A 20,711-nucleotide genomic window follows, 5' to 3' on the forward strand; every position below is an offset into this window, starting at 1 on the left:
AGGTTGTATTGGGCACCCCTCGGGCATCGTCGTTCGACCGGCAGATTAATCCGCTAGCTTAAGCAGTTTAACGGTTACTTTCTTCGATCCGTCGAACACCGTCAGTACGTAGGTTCCCGGCGCGTAGGTATTTCCCAATTGCATCGTTGCGTTGGCCGGTACATTATCCAGCATCTGCACCATACGCCCCTGAAGGTCAGCCACCTGCATGGCCAGAACGTTACCCGTAGCCCGTTTGGTGAGTATGGTAAAATAGCTCGACGATGGGTTAGGCATGACCTTAACCGTCAACCCATTTACGTCTTCACCCTCTTCAAGTACACTTAATTCGTCGGCTCCCGCCCGGCCCGAGTTGTTTTTCGGTACCGTCACCTGCGTTGTCTGCACCGACTTGTTACCGGATGCATCCGTAGCCGTAATGGTAATGGTATAGATTCGCCCGTTTCCGTTACCGGCCCGCTCGGCCCGGAGTTTCACATGATTTGCGTCGACAATCTGCCAATCTTCAGGGGTATCGTCGTCGGCTCCGGTTTGAGATTCATTACTGGATACCGATAGCACGGCAGTCGCTTTGCAGTTATCCAGCACGGTATAGGTGAGCGCTACATCCACCATCTTGTGATTAGCCGGCCATAGTCTGTTCGAACTAACCGAAAGACCCGTTATGGTGGGTGCCTGCCGGTCAACAACGGTTACGGTAAAGGAGCATGTTTTGGCAGGCTCACTAGACTGCGTGTACGTGACGACCGTAGCGCCTATCCCGAACGTTTTACCGCTGGTACTACCCATATCGCTACCCTTTGTGGCACCCGACAACGTGTATTTTGTCATTGAACTAGCCGACACGGGATCAATGTCCTTCACAACGGCGCCACAGATACTTTGATCGGCTGTCACCGTTTTACTGGCCGGGCACGATAGACTTGCATTCGTTTCGAGTTTGTATGCGGTCACAACCCCTTCGCTTATGGGGCCGAGCCCGAAAGATGACTGCTTATCGCCCACCGCGTAAAGCCGATTTCCCTTCGTGCTGAGCGCCTGTAGAGAATAAGCCGTGTTGCTCCCGGCGGGCGAGGTACTCCCGGTTGGCGTAGTACCTCCGGTAAAGCTGTTATCCGGCGATCCATCGGAGTTATAACGGGCCAGCGCAAAGGTCTGTTGGTAGGTAACCGGATCGGTTACGTTCCCCCCGGCAATGAATTTCCCGTCGTCCTGGCCAACTATGGCCGTTATATTGGCCGTCGATCCGTTCGGGAACGGACTTACCCGCTTACCGTTCTGGCCAAAGCTGTTATCCAGCGTTCCATTCAGGTTATAACGGGCCACTGCCACCTCGGTCTCACCACTTTTATAACCGATTACGGAAATCCGATCGCCCTGAACCCGGATAAGCTTGGCAAATACCGATGATCCGGCACCAAAATCGGTGGTGACAATGCCCGTCCCGCCGAAGCTCGGGTCGAGTGAACCATCTGCATTGTAGCGAGCTATCAGGAATTCGAGCGCGCTTGTTTCCGAATTGTAATTACTGCCTGCCACAAGCAGTTTATCGCCCTGAAGCGCCAGTGCATTGGCATTTATCCCGCCGGTGCCAAAACTGGTTGTTTGTATACCGTCGCCACTAAAGGTGTTATCCAGGGAGCCATCCGCATTGTAACGGACAAGCGTAATACCTATACCTGTCTCATAATTGTAGGAATAGCCCGCTGCAATAAGCTTATCACCCTGACTGAAGATAGTTTGAGTGAAATCATTGGACGAAGGCCCCAAATCGGTCAACAGTTTGCCATCCCCGCTAAAGGTATTGTCCGGCGTACCGTCGGCATTGTAACGAGCCACCGCAAAATCCACATTATTGTTGTTGTCAGAGTCGTACGAATAGCCCGCTACAATGATCTTATTACCCTGAAGTATAACGGCATTCGCGACGGATTCAGACCGCAGTCCGAAATCGGTTGTCTGTATGCCATCGTCACTGAACGTTTTGTCGAGCGTACCGTCCGTATTATACCGGACTACAACAAAGACATTGCTCGAAAAGCTGAGCCTGTTCTGATACGTATACCCTGCGGCCACGACTTTGCCATCGGGCTGAACCACAGAACTGGTGAAGTGCGTGTTGGTATAGGGAAAAAAACTGGTGAGCTTCCCATCGTCACTCAGGCTGGTATCAAGCGAGCCATTGGCATTATACCGCACCAGAGCCACATCATAAGCGCTCGCTTGTGCGAAGGTATAGGTGTATCCGGCCACCAGAATTTTGTTACCCTGAAGGGCAACCGCTTCCGGACTGACAAAATCAACCCCGTCGAAACGGGTAGTTACTTTACCATTTGTCCCGAAGCTGGTATCCAGCGAACCATCGCTGTTGTAGCGAACAAGCCCCAGGCCTTTATTGGTGTTACCCATCAGCACAAACTTATCTCCCTGGATCGTTATAACCCGCGCCGACTCATTAAACGGATCACCCACATCCGTTGTCAGAACACCGGATGCACCAAACGTTGTGTCCAGCGTACCGTCCGAGTTGTAGCGAACCACCGCAAAATCATTGGCGACTCCACCCGGCACCAAAATCTTGGTACCCAGAATGGCTACCGACTGGGCAGGTGAGAAAGCTACGTTATCGTACATCACCTTTCCATCCTGACTGAAGCTGGTATCCAGTGAGCCATCTGTGTTATAGCGGACAATAGCCAGGTAGCCATCGCTGCTACCGGTAAGCACGATTTTATCGCCCTGTAGGGCAAGTGCATAGCTGTAATCTTTGGAAAACTGGCCAAAATCGGTCGTTTGAAGGCCGTCTTCACTAAAACTGGTATCCGGCGATCCATCGGCATTGTACCGAAGCACCGCCAAATCGCCCTCGCTGAAGGAAGTGCGACTAGCGGCCACAATAATTTTATCACCCTGGATAACAGCAGCCCGAAGAGAGATCGAAGACGAGGGCGGGGTCTGGATACCATCACCACTGAATGTATTGTCCAGCGTGCCGTTTGTAGTATACCGAATGACAGACGAGGCTGTTACGACAACAACTTTACCATCACTCTGCAGGACCGCATCGAGCCCTAAACCATCGACCGCAACCGAATACCCGTTGATGCCATAGGACGTATCGATTGCGCCATTAGCCTGGTACTTCGCCACGACAACGGCACTGCCGATCCGCGTAACGACATACATTCCGGTGGACAGGGGCAGTACTTTTACCGCCTGTTCCTGTAAACTATTGATGGGAACAGCGGTCGTTTGTATGCCATTTTTTCCGAAAGAAGGATCAGGAGCCCCACTTTGCCCCTTAACGTTTCCAATTAAACTTCCCAGAAGAAATAAAAGGTAAATCTTTTTCATGCGAATCGAGGTAGATAGATCTGATTACTGTTGGCTTTTTATCTGTAGCTCCTGAGCGACACTGGCGGGTAGTGGTTTAGCAAAGATGTCGGGCCCGGATTTGCCGGTCTGTACTTGCTCGATCTGCCATTTGGCCACTTTATATACGTCTTCTTTTCGTCGCAGGCCAACGGGTGCCATTGAGAATGGATTATGCAGTTGATGCGCAACGACCGCTTTACCTTTCAGTATACTATACCCGTACGACCCCTCTCTGGACGGCATCAACCGGATAGTATACCCTTGATAATCGAGTTTATCTTTCGCTGGATTTACAGGTTCGTACTGCTGGGCCAAGCCGATAAAAGACAAGCTGGCAGCATAAATTAAAAAGACGATTTTTTTCATAAAAGATTAATTAACTGGTTAACAAAAGAATGACACCCCACCACCATTAGTCTAAAACTAACCTGTATTCCCCTGATAATGAACAAAGAATACCAAAAATAGATTTATAGTAGAGTAAATTTGCATGAAATTATTGAAATAAGTACTTATACAACCCAGACTGGCAGAAACGATTAACACCAATGAATTTACTAACTCTCTACTAAACTACTATATTAATCCGTGAGTGATTTCTGATTTATGGTTCGATAAACCTTACATGATCACAGGAGGTTAACTGACAATATCTTTCTGCAAGTACTCCAATGACCAAGGAGCAAAAAACCGTTTACCCCGATAGTAAAGCTGAATATGAGCGCTTGTCTTTTGCACTTCATGCGGCAGAGATTGGTACCTGGCATTTCGATCCCGTTAACAAACTGGTAACTTGGGATGACTACACAAAAAGGCTATTTGGAGCAACCGGAGATGGATTTTTACCGTACGATCAGGTATTGGCGCATGTTCATGCCGACGACCACAGTGAAGTGATCGAGGCCGTTCGATTAAGCTTGAATCCGGCCTCCAACGGTTATTTCAAGGTCGACTTTCGGATAATGGACGCTGGCAGTGACCAACCATGCTGGGTACGCTGCCGGGGCAGAGCTTTCCTCGACGAACAGGGCAGAGCCGCTCGGTTTTCGGGAACGGCTCAAAACATCACTGAAATCGTCCATTTACAGGAACAGTTTAAAACGTCGGAGCGGCTGGCCAAACTAGCCCTCGAAGGAAGCAGTACAGGCTGGTTCAGCGTCCGTTTGGCAGACGACCACCTGGAGTATTCTCCGCTGCTGGCCAAAATCATGACCGGGACAGACAGCACACTGCTCAGCCGGGCTTTTTTCATCGAACATCTACATCCAGACGATCTGGCTATCCGCCATGAAGCTTACCAGGTAGCGGCCAAGACCGGGAAATTACAGTACGAAGCCCGTTTTATCTGGCCTGATGGCAGCATTCACTGGGTCCGGGTGCTGGGTACGTATGATCACGATGCCGCCGGGAAACCGTCTATTTTTTACGGAACCGCCCGGGAAATAACGGACGAAATAACGGCTCAGCTACAGCTTAAAGTTCGGGAAGCCTCGCTCAGGGGCGCTATCGAGCTGGCCCAACTGGCCACCTGGAGCATGAATATTGATACGGGAGTCTTCACTTATTCGGACCGGTTTATGCACTGGCTGGGTTTTACCAATGCCACCAAGCAGATTGATGAAGCCTTCAACCCGCTGCCCGACGATGTCAGACAGTCCGTTGCAACCGCTATTGCCGCAGCTATCAAGCCCGGCTCATCCGGTTTCTACCGGAATGAGCACCCAATCATTAACCGACTTACGGGTCAGGTACGAATTATCCACGCGCAAGGGCAGGTGTTTTATGACCTCGATGGCAAACCTACTGTTCTGAGTGGAACAGCCCAGGATGTCACCGCCCAGCGAAACATACAACTGGCACTGGAAAAACAGGTTGAGGAGCGTACGGAAGAACTAAAATCGGCGAATGAAGAACTGGCGACCATCAATGAGGAGCTAGCCGCAACCAATGAAGAGCTGGCCGCGTCCAACGAAGAACTGATCGAATCAAATCAGCTGCTTAGTCGCTCAAATGAAAATCTGGAAAAGTTTGCCTACGTGGCCAGCCATGATTTGCAGGAACCGCTGCGCAAAATTCAGCAGTTCAGCGACCTTTTACGGATTCAGTATGGAAATGATTCCTCTAAAGAAGAGTTAGCGTACCTGGAACGCATCCAGACGGCCGCCCGCCGGATGTCAACGCTGATTCGCGATCTACTCAGTTTCTCCCGCATCTCTACCCGGAAGGAAACCGTAAAGCAGGTATCCCTCGATAGAATCATCAACCTCGTGTTAACTGATCTGGAACTGATCATTCAGGAAACAAGTGCGGTTATTCAGGTCGACCCAATGCCAACCGTTTTCGGTGACCCAACCCAGTTGCAACAGCTTTTTCAAAACCTGCTGCATAACGCGCTTAAATTTCGCCGACCGGATGTGGCTCCCCGGATTCAGGTAACAGCAGCTACGATAAAGGCGGCTGATCTATCGCTGAAAATTAAACCCAGCCGCTCAGCCCGGACGTATCACCGCATCGATATAACGGACAATGGGATTGGCTTCGATGAAAAATACCTCGACCGTATTTTCCAGGTTTTTCAGCGATTACATAGCCAGAGTGAATTTGCGGGTACGGGTATCGGGCTGGCGATCTGCGAAAAAGTAGTACTCAATCATGGGGGTTTCATTACGGCAACAAGCCAGGCCAACAAAGGCACCACCTTCCATATTTACTTACCAGTATCCTGAAGTACTCTTTTTTAGCTAACTCGTTTTTACAAACCCGGTCGCTTGTCGAACCAGGGTTTGGCCTGCTCCAGTTGCCCCGCTAGCCGGAACAGGGTGGCTTCGTCGCCCAGTTTGGCGGCAAACATCACCCCAATGGGTAAGCCCCGACTGGAGGGTCCCTCTCCTGACCAATGCAGGGGTACGGACATAGACGGTTGTCCGGTCATGTTAGTGATAACAGTAAAGGCTATATAGCCTAAGGATTGCTCCGCCAAATCATTCACTGTTTTACTGCCATTCAGGTACTTAAGCCCGCCGAATGAATCGACAAGCTTCAGGATACGCTGCTCCGAAGGGGCATTTTGAAAGGCTCCAATGGCAATGGGCGGCTGCGGTAAGGTAGGCGTCAGAAACAGGTTGTAAGTTTCGTGCAGCTGCCCCATGCTCCGGTTTAGGGTATTCCAGCGCCGTTTCTGGTAGGCCAGATCAGCCGCCGAGAACCCTTCGGCCAGCCGGGCCTGCGCCCAGGTATTGAGTTCCACATCTTCCCGTCGGGCAGGTCGGCCCAGGTAGGTGCTCAGGTCACGAAGGGTAGCCGCCGTTTCGCTCAGCACCGACACGAAAAACGCTTCCGTTACCAGTGTTTTCTCGTAGGGCAGCGGCACTTCGTCTACCGTATGCCCCAGACTTTCGAGCAGACGAGCCGTTTCCTGAACAGCCTTTATGCACTCGGGATCAATGACCTGCCCCGGCATCAATGCCTGCGTCGAGAAGGCAATTCGCAGCTTACCCGGCTCCCGGCCAACTTCGTCGGCAAATGGACGCTCGGGGGGCGCAATGCCGTAGGGCTCGCCGGCCAACGGCCGATACGTCGGACCACCCGCAATAACATCCAGCAGGCGGGCACTATCGCGAACGCTGCGGGTGAGCGCATGGCCCGTTACCGCTCCGTTCCACAACTCACCGAAACCCGGCCCCAGGGTCACCCGCCCACGGGAAGGTTTCAGCCCAAACAAGCCACAGCAGGACGCCGGAATGCGAATAGACCCGCCCCCATCCGAACCCGAGGCCGCCGGGACGATACCAGCCGCCACCGCTGCCGCCGACCCGCCACTCGAACCACCCGGCGAGTGCGCCAGGTTCCAGGGGTTATGAGCCGGACCATACAGCGTCGACTCCGTATATGGCGTCAGGCCAAATTCGGGGGTGTTGGTTTTTCCAAAAAAGACAAGTCCGGCCGCTTTAAAGCGTTTCACCGTTTCGCTGTCGGTTTGGGAAACGTAATTCTTATACCCGGCGGATCCTGATTTCAATGGTGTTCCGGCCCACTCCAACTCCAAATCCTTCAGCAGAAAAGGCACACCACGAAAAGCACCGTTGTCGGGCAGTTGATTCGCCATGTCCCGACCCTTATCGAACAGGGGCGTTACGATAGCGTTTAGCTGCGGGTTGACGGCTTCGGCCCGCGCAATGGCCGTTTCCAGCAGTTCGGCGGGGGTCACCTCATCCTTGTGCACCAGTTCGGCGAGTGACGTGGCGTCATGTTTAACGTATTCTTCAAAAGACAAGGCTTGTGGGCGGGACGTTTGCATACAGAAAGGGTTGAAGGAGTTACTGGTTGGCGGTGGCTACCCCAATTTTTGAATCAGCAGTGCCGTAATACAAAAACCACTTACCCCGAAAGGGTACCATTCCCTCCAGAAAACACACCTGGTTGACCTGCCCCAGCATTTCGTAAGGCTGATCGGGTTTGATAAAGTAGTTTTCTGACCGGTCCAGCAATTTGGCGGGGTCGTTAGCATCGAACAGGAGTTGCCCACCGGCATAAGCACCTTCGGCCAGGTTTTTGTCGCCATTTTTGGCGTCGTTCATGCCATTATAAATCAGTAGAATACCGTTGGGTGTTAACATAGCGAATGGGCCGGGTTCAATCAGCCGCACATCGTGCTTCCCCTTCCGCGACTCAGCCGCCACAACAGGTTGCCCCGCAGGCGTTTCAAGGGGCGTCCAATGCAGCAGATCATCTGAGGTAGCTACCCGAAGCTGCGGTTGGTCGCCCCAGTACATCCAGTATTTCCCGTTGATTTTCTGCGCAACCAGTCGGCTCCCGATTCGTTTGCAGACTATCGCGCCCGATTTCGACCAGCTATTCCGGTACTTGCCATTGTCGGCATCACCAAAGATCAGCCCCTGCTTCTCCCACTTCATCAAGTCACGCGAGGTGGCTACGCAGAGCCGGGCTTTGTCGCCGTCGTAAGCTGTGTAGGTCATCACATATACACCATTAGGGCTTTCCACCACCCTGGGGTCTTCGCAACCGCCCTCCCACTCATAGACTTTCATGGGGTCGTTGTCGGGGTAAAAAACCGGCTTGGGCATTCGTTTAAAGTGAATGCCATCTGTGCTCACGGCCAGCCCCAGCCTCGACGTACCGCCCACAACCCGAACGGTATCTTCTGCCCGGTAGAGCATATACACTTTATTATTCCGCACCACCGTGGCCGGATTATACACATCTTTCTCCTCCCAACGCACCAGTTTCTGCCGAATCGGGCAGTAAAATTCAGTCGTGGTTTTAGCGTTTAGAATGGGATTAAATGCATTCTGTTTATGAAAGGGACCCAGCATCCAGGGCTTTTCGGGTTTGGCCTGCGCCAGGAGCAGACTCGGAATAAGCAGGAAAAGGAAAGGCAAACGTTTTAACATGCAGGTACTCGATAAAGGTATTTTTAATAAAGCAGGAGGATGAGTTAAGATACTAGTATGGCACGCGTGCTGACTCAACACTCATTTCGCAACGACATTTTTTCCTAATTTCTCTTCAGGGACAGCATGTACACTACCTTCTGAAACGGACTCGTTAACCGAAGGCTGTCCAAACCAGCGCGCGCGCTGCTGATGGCCCTCTACGCTGTCGATTTCCAGCAAGCGAATGCCCCCCGGCTGGTCGGGTGTGGGTTCTTCGTAGGCGACCAGCAGACCCACCCACGCCAGATACTTGTTCAGCAAGGGCTCAAGTGGCTGATTGCCAAAGATACATATCGTATAATACCAGTCAAGGGACTCCCCCGCTATCGCTTCGGTTACGGCGCGGTAATCATCCAGCGTATACCCGATGAACGGTTTGCCGAAACGCTGCCACATTTCGCGCATAACGTCGTCGAGCGAGCGGGCATGATCGGTTAGCTGACGGATATGCAGGTCTAGAATCAGGGCAGCAATGGCCCCTTTGTGGTAAACCGACACTTTCCGGTCGGGAACGCCCTTGTCGTAGCCATCGAGCCATAAATCCCAGGACGACTCGGTAAGGGACTGAAACGCCCGTCCGTTATTCTCGAAATGACGCTTCACTAACACCTGCAATTCTTTCAGATACGCTTCGTCGGTAAACACGCCCGATTGCCGAAGCATCAAATCCCCGTAATAGGTCGTTACGCCCTCCGCCACAAAACAGGTCGTAAAATAATTCTCTTTCGTAAAGTCGTACGGCAACAGTTCGGCAGGACGGATGCGAATGATATTCCAGGCATGGAACAACTCGTGCGACGACACACCCAGTAAATCCTGATACAGCCCCTCTCCTTCATCGTTTGGCCCGAGCGTCAATACCGTTGAGTTGCGGTGCTCAACACCATGGTAATACGGAACGGGCAGAATGAGCGTCAGAAAATGATAATTCTTTTCGGGAAACTCGCCGTAGAGTTCGATCTGCTTCTCCGAAAAACGCCGAAAGTCGGCCACAATTCGATCGGCATCGAAGGTCGGGTTGCCATCCGTCCGTCGACCGCCCTGAATCCAGACATGAAAAATGGTATCGCCAACGGTATACTGAATATCCTGAATAACCGGAGCGGCTATGAGCGGGCAATCGACCAGTTCGTAAAAGTCGGCGGCCAGTAAGGTGCGTATATTGGGTTGTTTCGACGGAGATTCGGTCAGGCCGCAGGCAACGGTCCAACCAGCGGGAATGGCCAGTTCCAGCGTGCAGGGCTCCGAAATGCGTTCTTCGGCATACAGACACAGGTTCACCGGGTTCACATACAACAGCGTTTCGCTGATAAAGCTACTGCCGGCATTGAGCTGGTTGGGCGTTGGCAGCAGCGCGTAGTAGTTATACCGAACGGTTAGCTCGCTAACACCAGCGGTCCGTACCCGCCAGCGGTCTTTAGTAATTTTCCGAAAAGACAGTGGCTGACCCGCTTTGTCAACAATCTCGAATCGCTGAATATTTTTCGCAAACTGCTGTAATTCATAACGTCCCGGACGCCAGGCAGGCAACTGAAGATCAACTTCCGGCGTCGAGATATTGGTTAAATGAGCATCAACGGCAATATAATGAGGATGAACGGGGTCAGCAGACAGGCGATAGCGCATATGGGTAATGGCAAGATAAGTCGTACAAAAGTAACTACCAGTCAGTCAAATCGTTTTTCTGAAATCAGGTTTGGAAAAACTCAGGCATTCTCCTATCTTTGCGGACTCATTTGGAAAAATAAAGGTTTTAGGGATTATATATCATGAAAAGAACGTACCAACCATCGAACCGGAAGCGGAAAAACAAACACGGCTTCCGCGAGCGGATGGCTACTGCCAATGGCCGTCAGGTTTTGGCCCGCCGTCGTGCCAAAGGCCGCCACAAACTGACTGTCTCTGACGAGAAAAAAGGCGACCGCTTCAAAATTTAGTGACTAGTCATTAGTGGCTGGTGATTCGTCGCTGTTCTCAGCAGGCTTTGTTTCTGGCTACTAATCACTACTGACTAACCACTGATTCATGCCGCAAACCTTCTCCAAATCCGAACGTCTTTGCAGCAAAAAGATTCTTGGTGAATTATTTAAAAAAGGTAGTACTTCCGTGCGGACGTTCTACCTTTTTCCGTTTCGGGTGCTTTACATTCCCCAGCCTGAACCAGGTCCGGACAGCGAGCCGCTTCTGCCCGCCATTGTCATAACTGTTCCCAAACGCATCTTCAAACGCGCCGTTGACCGTAACCAGATCAAGCGACGCGTCCGGGAGGCCTACCGCCTGAACAAGGCCCTTTTCAAACCAGCCAGCGCACCACCGGCTTCCATTGCCTTTCTTTATACCGCCAAACAAATAATTTCGTTTGAAGAGATAGAAAAAGGTATGAAATTAGCTTTACAGAAAATGTAGAATGGAAAATGAAGAATGAAGAATACGACCAGTAAACTCTTCAGATTTCATTATACATTCTTTATCAGGCATTTTTCATTCAAAAGTTCCTATGCGCTTCTCTAAACGACTCACCCTGTTAGCCTCCTCGGCCCTTGTAGCGGGTGGCATCGGCTTCTTTTCGTTCAAGACCGACGACCGGTTTTTCGAGATAGCCCGCAACCTGGACATTTACGCCACGCTGTTTAAGGAACTCAACCTCTATTATGTAGATGAGGTGAACCCCAACCGCATGGTCAAAACCAGCATCGATGCCATGCTGAAAGCCCTCGACCCGTATACGAACTTCTTCGCCGAAGACGAAATTGAAGACTACATGACCATGACCACCGGCCGCTACAATGGCATTGGCGCACTCATTGGGCAGCGGCAGGGGAAGAGCATCGTACTGATGGTATATGAAGGTACCCCCGCCGAAAAATCGGGGCTTCAAATTGGCGACGAAGTGCTTAAGGTGGATGGTGTCGATTTGAAAAGTCGCAAAGACGCTGATCCCGGCAAATTGCTGAAAGGACAGAACAATACAGCCGTGAAACTTACGGTTCGCCGGTTTGGGCAGAAAGATCCGCTCGACCTCAGCGTGATCCGGGATGTGGTTAAAATGACCAACGTGCCCTACTACGGCATGGTATCGGACGAAGTTGGGTACATCGACCTCAAAGACTTTACGGCCACGGCTTCGCGCGAAGTACGGACCGCCTACCAGGAGCTGAAGGGGAAAGGGATGAAAAAACTCATCCTCGACGTTCGCGAAAATCCAGGCGGTCTGCTTAACATGGCCATCGATATCTCGAATATTTTTATCCCGAAAGATTCGGAAGTAGTGACGACCAAAGGAAAAGTGACGGAGTGGAACAAGACCTACACCGCCATGAACCCACCCCTCGACCTCGACATTCCGATCGTGGTCCTAACCAACAGCCACAGTGCCTCAGCCGCCGAAATTGTATCGGGAGTTATTCAGGATTACGACCGGGGTGTATTGATCGGGCAGCGTACTTACGGCAAAGGGCTGGTGCAGACCACGCGTGAATTGTCGTTCAACACGAAGCTGAAAATCACAACGGCTAAATATTACATTCCCAGCGGCCGGTGCATTCAGGCCATCGACTACAGCCACCGCAATGCCGATGGCAGCGTGGGCAAAATACCCGATTCACTGAAAACCGCCTTTAAAACCAAGGCGGGTCGGGTGGTGTACGACGGCGGTGGCGTTTTGCCCGATATCGTCGTGGAAGCGCAGACGCCCTCGCCGGTAGCGTTGAGCCTGACCAACAAGGGCCTTATTTTCGACTATGCCGTCAAATACCGCCACGAACACGCAACCATTAAACCCGCCCGCGAATTCCGCCTGACCGATGCCGAATACAGCGAGTTTACGAAGTGGCTCAGCGATAAAGAGTATGATTATACAACGCAGGTAGAGAAAGACCTCGGCACCCTCGAAGCGTCGGCGCGGAAAGAAAAGTACTTCGACCAGATTCAGGATCAGCTGAAATCGCTGAAAACCAAAATGTCGCATAGTAAGGATGCCGACCTGAACACCTTCAAGCATGAACTAAAAACCTTGCTCGAACAGGAGATTGCAGGGCATTATTACCTGCAAAAGGGCCTGAAAGAGGCATCGTTCGCTACGGATCCCGAAATGAAAGCCGCGCTGGACCTGTTCAAAGACATGAACCGGTACGGGACTATTTTGAAAGGAAAGCAATAAACAATCCGAATCTCGAACCAGAAACGCCAGCCTTCCCGCTGGCGTTTCTGGTTTCCGGGCGTTGCGCTGTAGCGTTTTGACTATCGGGGGCAGGCATTGACAACAACCACCCATCGTAAAAACGTGTCAGAACTCCCGCTTTTTGTATAAGCCGTTTGCCCGATTCAGCCGCCACCTTTGCCTTGTCAATAAACGATAACAGACAAGACAATGGCAAAGACAATTTTTATTACAGGTGCTTCCCGTGGCTTCGGGAAATTATGGGCAAAGGCATTTCTACAACGTGGTGACAATGTGGCGGCTACGGCCCGAAACCTGGCCGACCTGACCGATCTGGTTGAGGAGTTTGGCGACAGAATTTTGCCGGTACAGGTCGACGTAACCAACAAAGCGCAGACCATTGAGGCCGTAAAAAAAGCCCACGATCATTTCGGCAAAATCGACGTGCTGATCAACAATGCGGGCTATGGCGTGTTTGGTGCGGTGGAGGAAGTGTCGGAAGAGGAGGCCCGCAAACAGATGGACGTCAATTTCTTCGGCTTACTGTGGGCCACTCAGGCGGTTCTGCCCTACATGCGGGCGCAGCGGAGCGGCCATATCATTCAGGTATCCAGCGTGCTGGGGCTGTTTACGGTGCCAACGCTGGGCCTGTACAACGCATCTAAATTTGCGGTCGAAGGGCTCACCGAAACGCTGGCCACCGAAGTGAACGAATTTGGCATTCACGTCTCGCTCATCGAGCCGAACGGGTACGAAACGGAATGGGGCGGCAGTTCGGCCAGTCATGCGCAGAGTCTGGATGCGTACAACAACCTGAAAACCGCTTTCCGCGCCGGCTACAATCCCGACCATTACGGCGTTCCGGCAGCTACAATCGATGCACTTTTACAACTGGTCGATGCGCCGGAGCCACCACTTCGCTTAATTTTAGGAAAAATTGGCTACCCAACCGTCAAGGCCGTTTACGAACAGCGGCTGGCAACCTGGGAAGCCTGGAACGAAGTGAGCACAGCCGCACACGGCAAATAATAGGGCATTAACGTAAACCAGACATGAAAGCAGTAGGATTTAAGACATCACTCCCCCTCTCAGAAGCCGCGAGTTTTATTGACGTCGACATCGATAAACCCGCTCCGGGTCCTCATGACTTACTGGTAAAGGTGAATGCCATATCGGTCAATCCGGTGGATTTTAAAATCCGGCAGAATTCAGCGAAGGACACGGTGCTGGAACAGCCCAAAATCATTGGCTGGGACGCATCGGGCGTGGTGGAAGCGACAGGCAGTGACGTTACGCTGTTCAAGGTGGGCGATGCGGTGTATTATGCCGGTGATATTACCAAACCGGGCAGCAATGCCGAATACCAGATCATCGACGAGCGGATCGTGGGTCGTAAGCCAGCCAGCTTATCCGATGAAGCCGCTGCTGCCATTCCGCTAACCGCCCTGACCGCCTGGGAGATTTTCTTCGACCGGATGCGGCTTTCGCCCGAACGCGATCGAAATAAAACCCTGCTGATCATTGGTGGGGCCGGGGGCGTGGGGTCTATTGCCATTCAACTGGCAAAAAAACTGCTGGGTCTGCATGTAATCGCCACCGCATCGCGCCCCGAGACGATTGACTGGTGCAACAAAATGGGGGCCGATCTGGTCGTCGATCACCGCGATCTGATCAACGAAGTTCGCAAGGCCGGTTTTCAGTACGTTGATTACATTGTCGACTTTGTGGACACCAACGGCTATTGGGATACGCTGGCCGAACTCATCAAACCCCAGGGGCATATTGCTTCCATTACGGGTAGTGCCGCACCCGTTGTGCTGAACAAGTTCAAAAACAAAAGCGTCAGTTTTTCGTGGGAGTTCATGTTTACGCGGTCTACGTTCCAGACCGACGATATGATCGAGCAGCACCATATCCTGAACCGGGTGGCCGACCTGCTGGACGAAGGCGTGCTGAAATCTACGCTCACGCAGACCCTGCATGGCCTGTCGGCCGATAATCTGAAGCAGGCTCACGCGCAGCTTGAGTCGGGCACAACGATTGGCAAACTGGTCATATCCTTCTGATCATGGACCGGATTAACCATTATAAAACCATCTCGGAGCTACACCGCAAAAGCGGATTTCCCCCGCCGGGACATCCGTTGCTGAGCCTGATGACGTGTCATGAATTAATGACGTGCTCGGTAGGCGAAGCCCGGTTCACCAGCGACTTTTACATGATTGCCCTGAAAAAGATCAAATCGGGCTACGTGCTGTACGGCAAGACCAAATACGATCATGACAATGGTTCTATGGTCTTTGTAAAACCACGGCAGATCATTGAGGTCAACAATGTACAGTTTGCCGAAAAAGGATTCCTGATCTTTTTCCATGAAGAGTACCTGACGGGGCACCGGCTGCACGACCAGATTAAGAAGTACGGCTATTTCGAGTACGAGATCAACGAAGCCCTGCACCTGTCGCCGGCTGAAGAGAAAATCATGTGGGATGCCTATGAGAAGATTCGCACCGAATACGACAACAATCAGGACGAGTTCAGTCGGGAGATTATTCTCTCGCACATCGACTCCATCCTGACGTATTCGGAGCGGTTTTACAAACGGCAGTTCATCAATCGCAGCACCAACCTCTCAGGAACGACCATCCGCAAGTTTCACGAAACGCTTAACCGGTATGTGGCAAGCGGGCGACTTCAGAAACAGGGCTTACCGTCCGTGCATCAACTGGCCGACGACTTGTCTCTCTCTCCGCGCTATCTGAGCGATGTACTAAAGCTGGAAACGGGTAAAACTGCCCTGGAGCATATTCACCTCTATCTGGTGGATGAAGCCAAAAACAGGTTACTCAGTTCGGACCATAACATTGCCGAAATAGCCTATCAGTTGGGCTTCGAGAATCCGCCCTATTTCACCAGGCTGTTCAAAAAGATGGTGGGCCTAACGCCCATGCAATACAAGAACCAACACCTGAATTGATCAGGTGGCCTTCGCTTGCTGTAAGACCGTGCCAGAACAGGCGTATATTCTGGCACGGTCTCACGGCAAAATATAGACCATCAACGACCGGGCACCGTGCGCACCAATGACCAGACTCTGCTCAATATCGGCGGTTTTGGAGGGGCCACAAATGAACGTGCCGAAGCCGGTTTCGTCAACCTTCAGTAGCTTGTAGGCGTCGTGCATATTGGGTACAATGGTCGACTGACGGATGATAATCACCAGGTACTGCGTAATCATGGGCGCTACCCGCTGGGGCAGTTGGCGTTCATCGACCCAGATAGCTGCATTTTCGGCGACTGCCAGCGGCCCTTCGATAATGGCCAGGTTTAGTCCCGAAAGTTCGTGCGGGTCTGTGACATTCATCGTCACATCGGCGAGGTCGGCGAGTTCCGGGCAAGTGGTGGCAACACTTGTCATGTTTGGGAATTGCGTCTGCAATGAAGCTCTGATAGCCGCAAAATCCTCCACAATAAGGGCGGCCCCACCTACAAACGTTAACACATCAATAAATTGCTGCGTCAGGTCGGGGTAAACCGATGTGAACGTAAAGTTGGCCGGGATAGGCCGCATGGCAGGCTGATTCGCCTGAATACTGGCCAGCATCTGGTCGCGGGTGGTCATGATTTCTTCTGATTAACGTACCAGTCGTGGAAACTTTCGGCCGGGGGTTCGGGCATTTCGCGCTGGTTGTACCAGGGGTTGAGGCCATTTTCGACGGTAATCGGCGCAAACCGCAGCACCCCCCGCCCTACTTTACCCGCCATCCGGTACAAGCGGGGCGACTCCAGCACCGTTGCCATCGCCTTCATCGCAACAGTTTTACTACCGGGGCCGTACCCTTCCTGCATCAGCACCTGCCGCCATTTGTAGAGCTGGTCGTGAATATCGATCTTAACCGGACACACGTTGGAACACGACCCGCAGAGTGTTGATGCAAACGGCAGATCGGCATTTTTCCTCATATCCAGGTTCGGCGCCAGAATAGACCCGATGGGTCCCGCAACGGCACTGTGGTAACTAAACCCACCCGACCGCCGGTAAACGGGGCAGGTATTTAAACAGGCCGCGCAACGGATGCACTTGAGCGAATTACGGAAATCGGGTCGCCCCAGTTGACGGCTGCGTCCGTTATCGACAATAACGATGTGCATCTCCTGACCCGGCCGTGGCCGATGGAAATGGCTGGAAAAGGTCGTAATGGGTTGTCCGGTTGCCGAGCGGGCCAGCAGTCGCAGAAAAACTCCTAAATGCTCCGCACGGGGAATGATCTTTTCGAAACCCATGGCCGCAATGTGTACATCGGCCAGGTGCGCGCCCATATCGGCGTTGCCTTCGTTTGTACAGACCACAAAGCCACCCGTTTCGGCAATGGCGAAATTGACCCCCGTGAGGGCCACTTTACGCGTCAGAAACGTTTCGCGCAGGTGCTGGCGAGCGGCTTCGGTCAGGTATTGCGGGTCGGTGGCGCCTTTATCGGTCCCCAGGTGTTCGTGAAAGGTTTCGCCTACTTCGGCCTTGGTCAGGTGAATGGCAGGCAGCACGATATGGGATGGCGGCTCATTGCGCATCTGCACAATCCGTTCGCCCAGATCACTGTCGATCACCTCAATCCCGTTATCGATCAGGTATTTGTTCAGGTGGCATTCTTCGGTCAGCATCGACTTCGATTTAACCATCCGATTCGCCCCTGCCTGTTTTATAATGTCAAGAATAATGGCGTTATGCTCGTCGCCGTTGGCAGCCCAGTGAATCTTGATGCCGTTTCGAAGCGCATTTTCTTCAAACTGGATCAGCAGATCGTGCATATTGGATAGCACGTGGTTCTTTATCTGCGAGGCCGCTTCCCGGAGCTGCTCCCACTCGGGTATCTGGGCAACGGCCCGATCTCGCTTGGTACGTACAAACCAGAGCGTTTCATCGTGCCAGTCGACTTTCGCTTCGTTCTTATTGAATTCAACGGCTGCGTCGGCGTGATCTAAAATAAGTTGCTTGTTCATCGGGTATTGTTGATTGACCTGTTTCTATAGCGTAGCCGTCAGAATCTCAGCAATGTGTTTGACTTTCACGGCAGAGTTTGCCCGTTTCAAAATACCTTCCATGTGCATCAGGCAGGATACGTCGACGCCGGTGATGTAATTAACGCCGTGGCGCAGGTGATCCGCCACACGGTCTTTACCCATTTTTACCGAAACAGCTTCTTCCGTTACGCAGAATGTACCGCCAAATCCGCAGCACTCATCCCGCCGGTCGAGCTGAATCAATTCAATGCCGTTGACCATATTGAGCAACTGTACAGGCTTCGAAAAAGGTGGCGAAACCACCAGCTCCGACATCTGGGCCAAATGCAGCCCGCGCTGGCCGTGGCAACTCTGGTGTAACCCAACTCTATACGGGAACGTGGCATCTAAAGCCGTTATTTTCAGCACATCCGTCAGGAACTCCGTTAGTTCGTAAATGCGGGAGCGGATGCCGGCTGCGGCCTCTTCGTTGGTCGAATGAAGGTGGTGTTTTATGTGCAGTGTGCAGCTTCCTGATGGGGAAACAATGTAATCGAAGTCGGCAAAATTGCGGACAAAATTCTCGTTACAGCCTCCCGTCAGATGCTCAAACCCGGAGTTGGCCATCGGCTGCCCGCAACAGGTTTGCTGAAGTGGATAGGCTACCTCGCAGCCTACTTTTTCCAATAACTTCAGCGTAGCGATGGCTACGTTGGGATAAAACTGGTCAATGTAACAAGGAACAAACAGGCCAACTTTCATGTGCTATTCAGACTAGGCAATTTCCCTGGGTTGAGCAGATAAAACAGGGCAACTTCTTACGACAAATGTAGCTACTGCAAATTTACATCCTTCCTGTACTTTCCTAGTCAAAAGACAAGTCTAAAGAATCAATACTCTGTCAATTAATCGGCTTTTACGGCAATGACTATAAATTGATGGTTTAAACAGGCAAGTGTGGCATCTGGTGCTTATATTACCGTTTCAGCAGCTATCTCGTTGCGCATCCACACGCGAATTCCGAACGACTGGGCCACCAGGAAATTCATCGGCAGCCGTCAAGATGATTAACAAGTATAACCAGTGCCCGGCCGCATTTATATACGGGTTCAGCAATGAGACCACGATGCTGATGTCGACTTCTGGTAAAGAATTCTAAAAACAGTCTGTAAAGGAGGATTGAGGGAATGAGAAAGATCGTTATTGTCGGTTGTGGAGGTGCAGGCAAATCCACATTGGCCCGGCAGCTTGGCGAAGTACTCCACTTGCCTGTTATTCATCTGGACGCCCAGTTCTGGAAGCCGGGCTGGAAAATGATTTCCAAAGCAGAAGAAGTCGTCGTGTTAAACCAACTGACGAATCAGTCCAGTTGGATCATCGATGGAAACTACAATACTACCATGGGGCTGCGTTTCGAAGCTGCCGACACCATTATTTTTTTGGATTTTCCTGTATTCCTCTGCCTTCGGCGCGTAATTAAACGATTCATTACCTATCGGGGTAAAAGCCGCCCCGATATGAGTCCCGGTTGCCCAGAAAAAGTGGACTGGCGTTTTCTGGGCTGGATATTGACCTATAAATACCTTAATCGGCCGCAGGTACTGAAGCGAATTAACGAACACCTCGACAACCGTACCGTCCTGATCTTCAAACAACCTAGTCAGCTAAAAACGTTTTTAAACAGTTTAGCACAAACAAGCCGGGTACGCGTTCTCGACCAGGCCGGCCGGTAACCGGGTGCAGGGGAAATACAAATCAGACCATCATCTTTGCAGACTGATTACGTACTCAATGGATCCTGCTTATGAAATTGCTCAGTATACTTGCCTTTTTGCTGGTATTCCTAACAACTGTATCTGGCCAGACCGATACCACAACCCGAAAGATTTATAACGTAAGTCTACCCTATGAAGGTGGTGGCTCACTGGTTTTTATCGGGGTTTCGGCGCTTGGGTTCAAACAACTGGATCGCGTTGCGTCATTCGATCAGGCCGACGTTATCCATCTTGATCCAAACGCTGTCAATGCGTTCGACCGCTCGGTTATCTTTAACAATCCGGCGAATTACGAGCGGGCGCAGAAACGGTCGGATCTTTTTCTAAATGTATCCATCCTCAGCCCGCTGCTGCTGATGGCCGACAAACGACTACGAAAAGACTGGCTCGATTTGCTAACCCTGTACGTCGTGACCCATGCCGTCGATAACGCGATCTACTTTGCATCGGCCTATTCCGTTCGGCGAGCGAGGCCGTTTACGTACAACCCGGATGTGCCGCTTGAATCTAAAATCGGGGTTGCCAAAAGTAATTCGTTCTACAGTGGCCATGTGTCCTTTAGCTCGACGGCCACGTTTTTCCTGGCCAAGGTGTTCACCGACTACCACCACATTAAAGGCTGGCAGCGAGTCGGCATTTTTACCTTGGCGAGTGTTCCTCCGGCACTGGTTGCCTACAACCGCATGGAAGCGGGTAAACATTTCAAGACCGATGTCATGCTGGGATTTGCGGTTGGGGCCGCTTCGGGCATCCTCATTCCGGAATTGCATAAACGCATAAAACGATCGAAGGCGGTAGCCCTGGAACCTTTCTTCTCCGCATCCGGCCAAAAAGGGTTAACGCTCAATTATCATTTCTGAGCCATTCATCTGACTATTTCCTTTCTACCTTTGGGCCACGCAACGACCCCGACAAAAGTTTCCACGGAGCAGCCAAACCGCGTGGCGGCTC

The 20,711-nt window shown here is 51.8% G+C and carries 17 protein-coding genes; 9 read left to right on the forward strand and 8 right to left on the reverse strand.

What is annotated here, in order from left to right:
* Window positions 1-45: 45 nt before the first annotated feature.
* Complete coding sequence (locus tag ACYVJM_RS09560; protein ID WP_461147997.1) at window positions 46-3,354, reverse strand: T9SS type A sorting domain-containing protein; 3,309 nt, start codon at window positions 3,352-3,354, stop codon at window positions 46-48.
* A 24-nt stretch (window positions 3,355-3,378) separates the two neighbouring features.
* Window positions 3,379-3,741 (reverse strand): hypothetical protein, encoded by a 363-nt coding sequence (locus tag ACYVJM_RS09565; protein WP_461147998.1) that lies wholly within the window; start codon window positions 3,739-3,741, stop codon window positions 3,379-3,381.
* Between the two features lie 305 nt (window positions 3,742-4,046).
* Here ACYVJM_RS09565 and ACYVJM_RS09570 point away from each other — a divergent pair, with 305 nt between their 5' ends.
* Window positions 4,047-6,101, forward strand: coding sequence for a PAS domain-containing sensor histidine kinase (locus ACYVJM_RS09570; protein ID WP_461147999.1), 2,055 nt, complete (start codon window positions 4,047-4,049; stop codon window positions 6,099-6,101).
* A 26-nt stretch (window positions 6,102-6,127) separates the two neighbouring features.
* Here ACYVJM_RS09570 and ACYVJM_RS09575 read toward each other — a convergent pair whose 3' ends face one another.
* The 3 genes from ACYVJM_RS09575 to ACYVJM_RS09585 form a co-directional block, all read right to left on the reverse strand.
* Window positions 6,128-7,672, reverse strand: coding sequence for an amidase (locus ACYVJM_RS09575; RefSeq protein ID WP_461148000.1), 1,545 nt, complete (start codon window positions 7,670-7,672; stop codon window positions 6,128-6,130).
* A 19-nt stretch (window positions 7,673-7,691) separates the two neighbouring features.
* A complete protein-coding gene (locus ACYVJM_RS09580) occupies window positions 7,692-8,786 on the reverse strand; it encodes a glycoside hydrolase family 130 protein (RefSeq protein WP_461148001.1) in 1,095 nt (364 codons plus the stop codon).
* Between the two features lie 81 nt (window positions 8,787-8,867).
* Complete coding sequence (locus tag ACYVJM_RS09585) at window positions 8,868-10,454, reverse strand: M61 family metallopeptidase (protein WP_461148002.1); 1,587 nt, start codon at window positions 10,452-10,454, stop codon at window positions 8,868-8,870.
* Between the two features lie 143 nt (window positions 10,455-10,597).
* Here ACYVJM_RS09585 and rpmH point away from each other — a divergent pair, with 143 nt between their 5' ends.
* From rpmH to ACYVJM_RS09615, 6 genes are all read left to right on the forward strand, one after another.
* Window positions 10,598-10,765: a 50S ribosomal protein L34 gene (gene rpmH / locus ACYVJM_RS09590; RefSeq protein ID WP_012928422.1), complete on the forward strand. Its 168-nt coding sequence runs from the start codon at window positions 10,598-10,600 to the stop codon at window positions 10,763-10,765.
* Window positions 10,766-10,853: 88 nt separating this feature from the next.
* Window positions 10,854-11,234, forward strand: a complete 381-nt coding sequence (locus ACYVJM_RS09595) for a ribonuclease P protein component (protein WP_461148003.1) — start codon at window positions 10,854-10,856, stop codon at window positions 11,232-11,234.
* A gap of 91 nt (window positions 11,235-11,325) precedes the next feature.
* Window positions 11,326-12,987 carry a S41 family peptidase gene (locus ACYVJM_RS09600; RefSeq protein WP_461148004.1) on the forward strand — a complete coding sequence of 554 codons (1,662 nt, stop codon included), beginning with the start codon at window positions 11,326-11,328 and terminating at the stop codon, window positions 12,985-12,987.
* 210 nt (window positions 12,988-13,197) lie between these two features.
* The gene (locus tag ACYVJM_RS09605) at window positions 13,198-14,016 is read left to right on the forward strand and encodes an SDR family NAD(P)-dependent oxidoreductase (RefSeq protein WP_461148005.1); all 819 of its coding nucleotides are present in this window, start codon (window positions 13,198-13,200) and stop codon (window positions 14,014-14,016) included.
* Between the two features lie 23 nt (window positions 14,017-14,039).
* Window positions 14,040-15,053 carry a zinc-binding alcohol dehydrogenase family protein gene (locus ACYVJM_RS09610; RefSeq protein WP_461148006.1) on the forward strand — a complete coding sequence of 338 codons (1,014 nt, stop codon included), beginning with the start codon at window positions 14,040-14,042 and terminating at the stop codon, window positions 15,051-15,053.
* 2 nt (window positions 15,054-15,055) lie between these two features.
* Window positions 15,056-15,964 (forward strand): helix-turn-helix domain-containing protein, encoded by a 909-nt coding sequence (locus ACYVJM_RS09615; protein ID WP_461148007.1) that lies wholly within the window; start codon window positions 15,056-15,058, stop codon window positions 15,962-15,964.
* A 60-nt stretch (window positions 15,965-16,024) separates the two neighbouring features.
* Here ACYVJM_RS09615 and ACYVJM_RS09620 read toward each other — a convergent pair whose 3' ends face one another.
* From ACYVJM_RS09620 to ACYVJM_RS09630, 3 genes are read right to left on the reverse strand one after another with little or no spacing between them, the layout of a single operon-like run.
* Complete coding sequence (locus tag ACYVJM_RS09620; protein WP_461148008.1) at window positions 16,025-16,609, reverse strand: LutC/YkgG family protein; 585 nt, start codon at window positions 16,607-16,609, stop codon at window positions 16,025-16,027.
* Window positions 16,606-17,985 carry a lactate utilization protein B gene (locus tag ACYVJM_RS09625; protein ID WP_461148009.1) on the reverse strand — a complete coding sequence of 460 codons (1,380 nt, stop codon included), beginning with the start codon at window positions 17,983-17,985 and terminating at the stop codon, window positions 16,606-16,608. Before ACYVJM_RS09625 ends, ACYVJM_RS09620 begins: the two co-directional genes overlap by 4 nt.
* Before the next feature lie 24 nt (window positions 17,986-18,009).
* Window positions 18,010-18,747, reverse strand: a complete 738-nt coding sequence (locus tag ACYVJM_RS09630) for a (Fe-S)-binding protein (protein ID WP_461148010.1) — start codon at window positions 18,745-18,747, stop codon at window positions 18,010-18,012.
* Between the two features lie 425 nt (window positions 18,748-19,172).
* Between ACYVJM_RS09630 and ACYVJM_RS09635 the strand changes: the two genes are divergently transcribed.
* Window positions 19,173-19,718 carry a DNA topology modulation protein gene (locus ACYVJM_RS09635; RefSeq protein ID WP_461148011.1) on the forward strand — a complete coding sequence of 182 codons (546 nt, stop codon included), beginning with the start codon at window positions 19,173-19,175 and terminating at the stop codon, window positions 19,716-19,718.
* Between the two features lie 71 nt (window positions 19,719-19,789).
* A complete protein-coding gene (locus tag ACYVJM_RS09640; RefSeq protein ID WP_461148012.1) occupies window positions 19,790-20,620 on the forward strand; it encodes a phosphatase PAP2 family protein in 831 nt (276 codons plus the stop codon).
* The last annotated feature ends 91 nt before the right edge of the window (window positions 20,621-20,711 follow it).

The sequence above is a fragment of the Spirosoma pulveris genome, assembly GCF_054781875.1.

Coding starts and splice junctions, on each gene's coding strand:
- ACYVJM_RS09565 (WP_461147998.1), bottom strand. CDS start 3,741: ATGAAAAAAATCGTCTTTTTAATTTATGCTGCCAGCTTGTCTTTTATC.
- ACYVJM_RS09620 (WP_461148008.1), bottom strand. CDS start 16,609: ATGACCACCCGCGACCAGATGCTGGCCAGTATTCAGGCGAATCAGCCT.
- ACYVJM_RS09575 (WP_461148000.1), bottom strand. CDS start 7,672: ATGCAAACGTCCCGCCCACAAGCCTTGTCTTTTGAAGAATACGTTAAA.
- ACYVJM_RS09640 (WP_461148012.1), top strand. CDS start 19,790: ATGAAATTGCTCAGTATACTTGCCTTTTTGCTGGTATTCCTAACAACT.
- ACYVJM_RS09560 (WP_461147997.1), bottom strand. CDS start 3,354: ATGAAAAAGATTTACCTTTTATTTCTTCTGGGAAGTTTAATTGGAAAC.
- ACYVJM_RS09625 (WP_461148009.1), bottom strand. CDS start 17,985: ATGAACAAGCAACTTATTTTAGATCACGCCGACGCAGCCGTTGAATTC.
- ACYVJM_RS09600 (WP_461148004.1), top strand. CDS start 11,326: ATGCGCTTCTCTAAACGACTCACCCTGTTAGCCTCCTCGGCCCTTGTA.
- ACYVJM_RS09635 (WP_461148011.1), top strand. CDS start 19,173: ATGAGAAAGATCGTTATTGTCGGTTGTGGAGGTGCAGGCAAATCCACA.
- ACYVJM_RS09630 (WP_461148010.1), bottom strand. CDS start 18,747: ATGAAAGTTGGCCTGTTTGTTCCTTGTTACATTGACCAGTTTTATCCC.
- ACYVJM_RS09610 (WP_461148006.1), top strand. CDS start 14,040: ATGAAAGCAGTAGGATTTAAGACATCACTCCCCCTCTCAGAAGCCGCG.
- ACYVJM_RS09595 (WP_461148003.1), top strand. CDS start 10,854: ATGCCGCAAACCTTCTCCAAATCCGAACGTCTTTGCAGCAAAAAGATT.
- rpmH (WP_012928422.1), top strand. CDS start 10,598: ATGAAAAGAACGTACCAACCATCGAACCGGAAGCGGAAAAACAAACAC.
- ACYVJM_RS09605 (WP_461148005.1), top strand. CDS start 13,198: ATGGCAAAGACAATTTTTATTACAGGTGCTTCCCGTGGCTTCGGGAAA.
- ACYVJM_RS09570 (WP_461147999.1), top strand. CDS start 4,047: ATGACCAAGGAGCAAAAAACCGTTTACCCCGATAGTAAAGCTGAATAT.
- ACYVJM_RS09615 (WP_461148007.1), top strand. CDS start 15,056: ATGGACCGGATTAACCATTATAAAACCATCTCGGAGCTACACCGCAAA.
- ACYVJM_RS09585 (WP_461148002.1), bottom strand. CDS start 10,454: ATGCGCTATCGCCTGTCTGCTGACCCCGTTCATCCTCATTATATTGCC.
- ACYVJM_RS09580 (WP_461148001.1), bottom strand. CDS start 8,786: ATGTTAAAACGTTTGCCTTTCCTTTTCCTGCTTATTCCGAGTCTGCTC.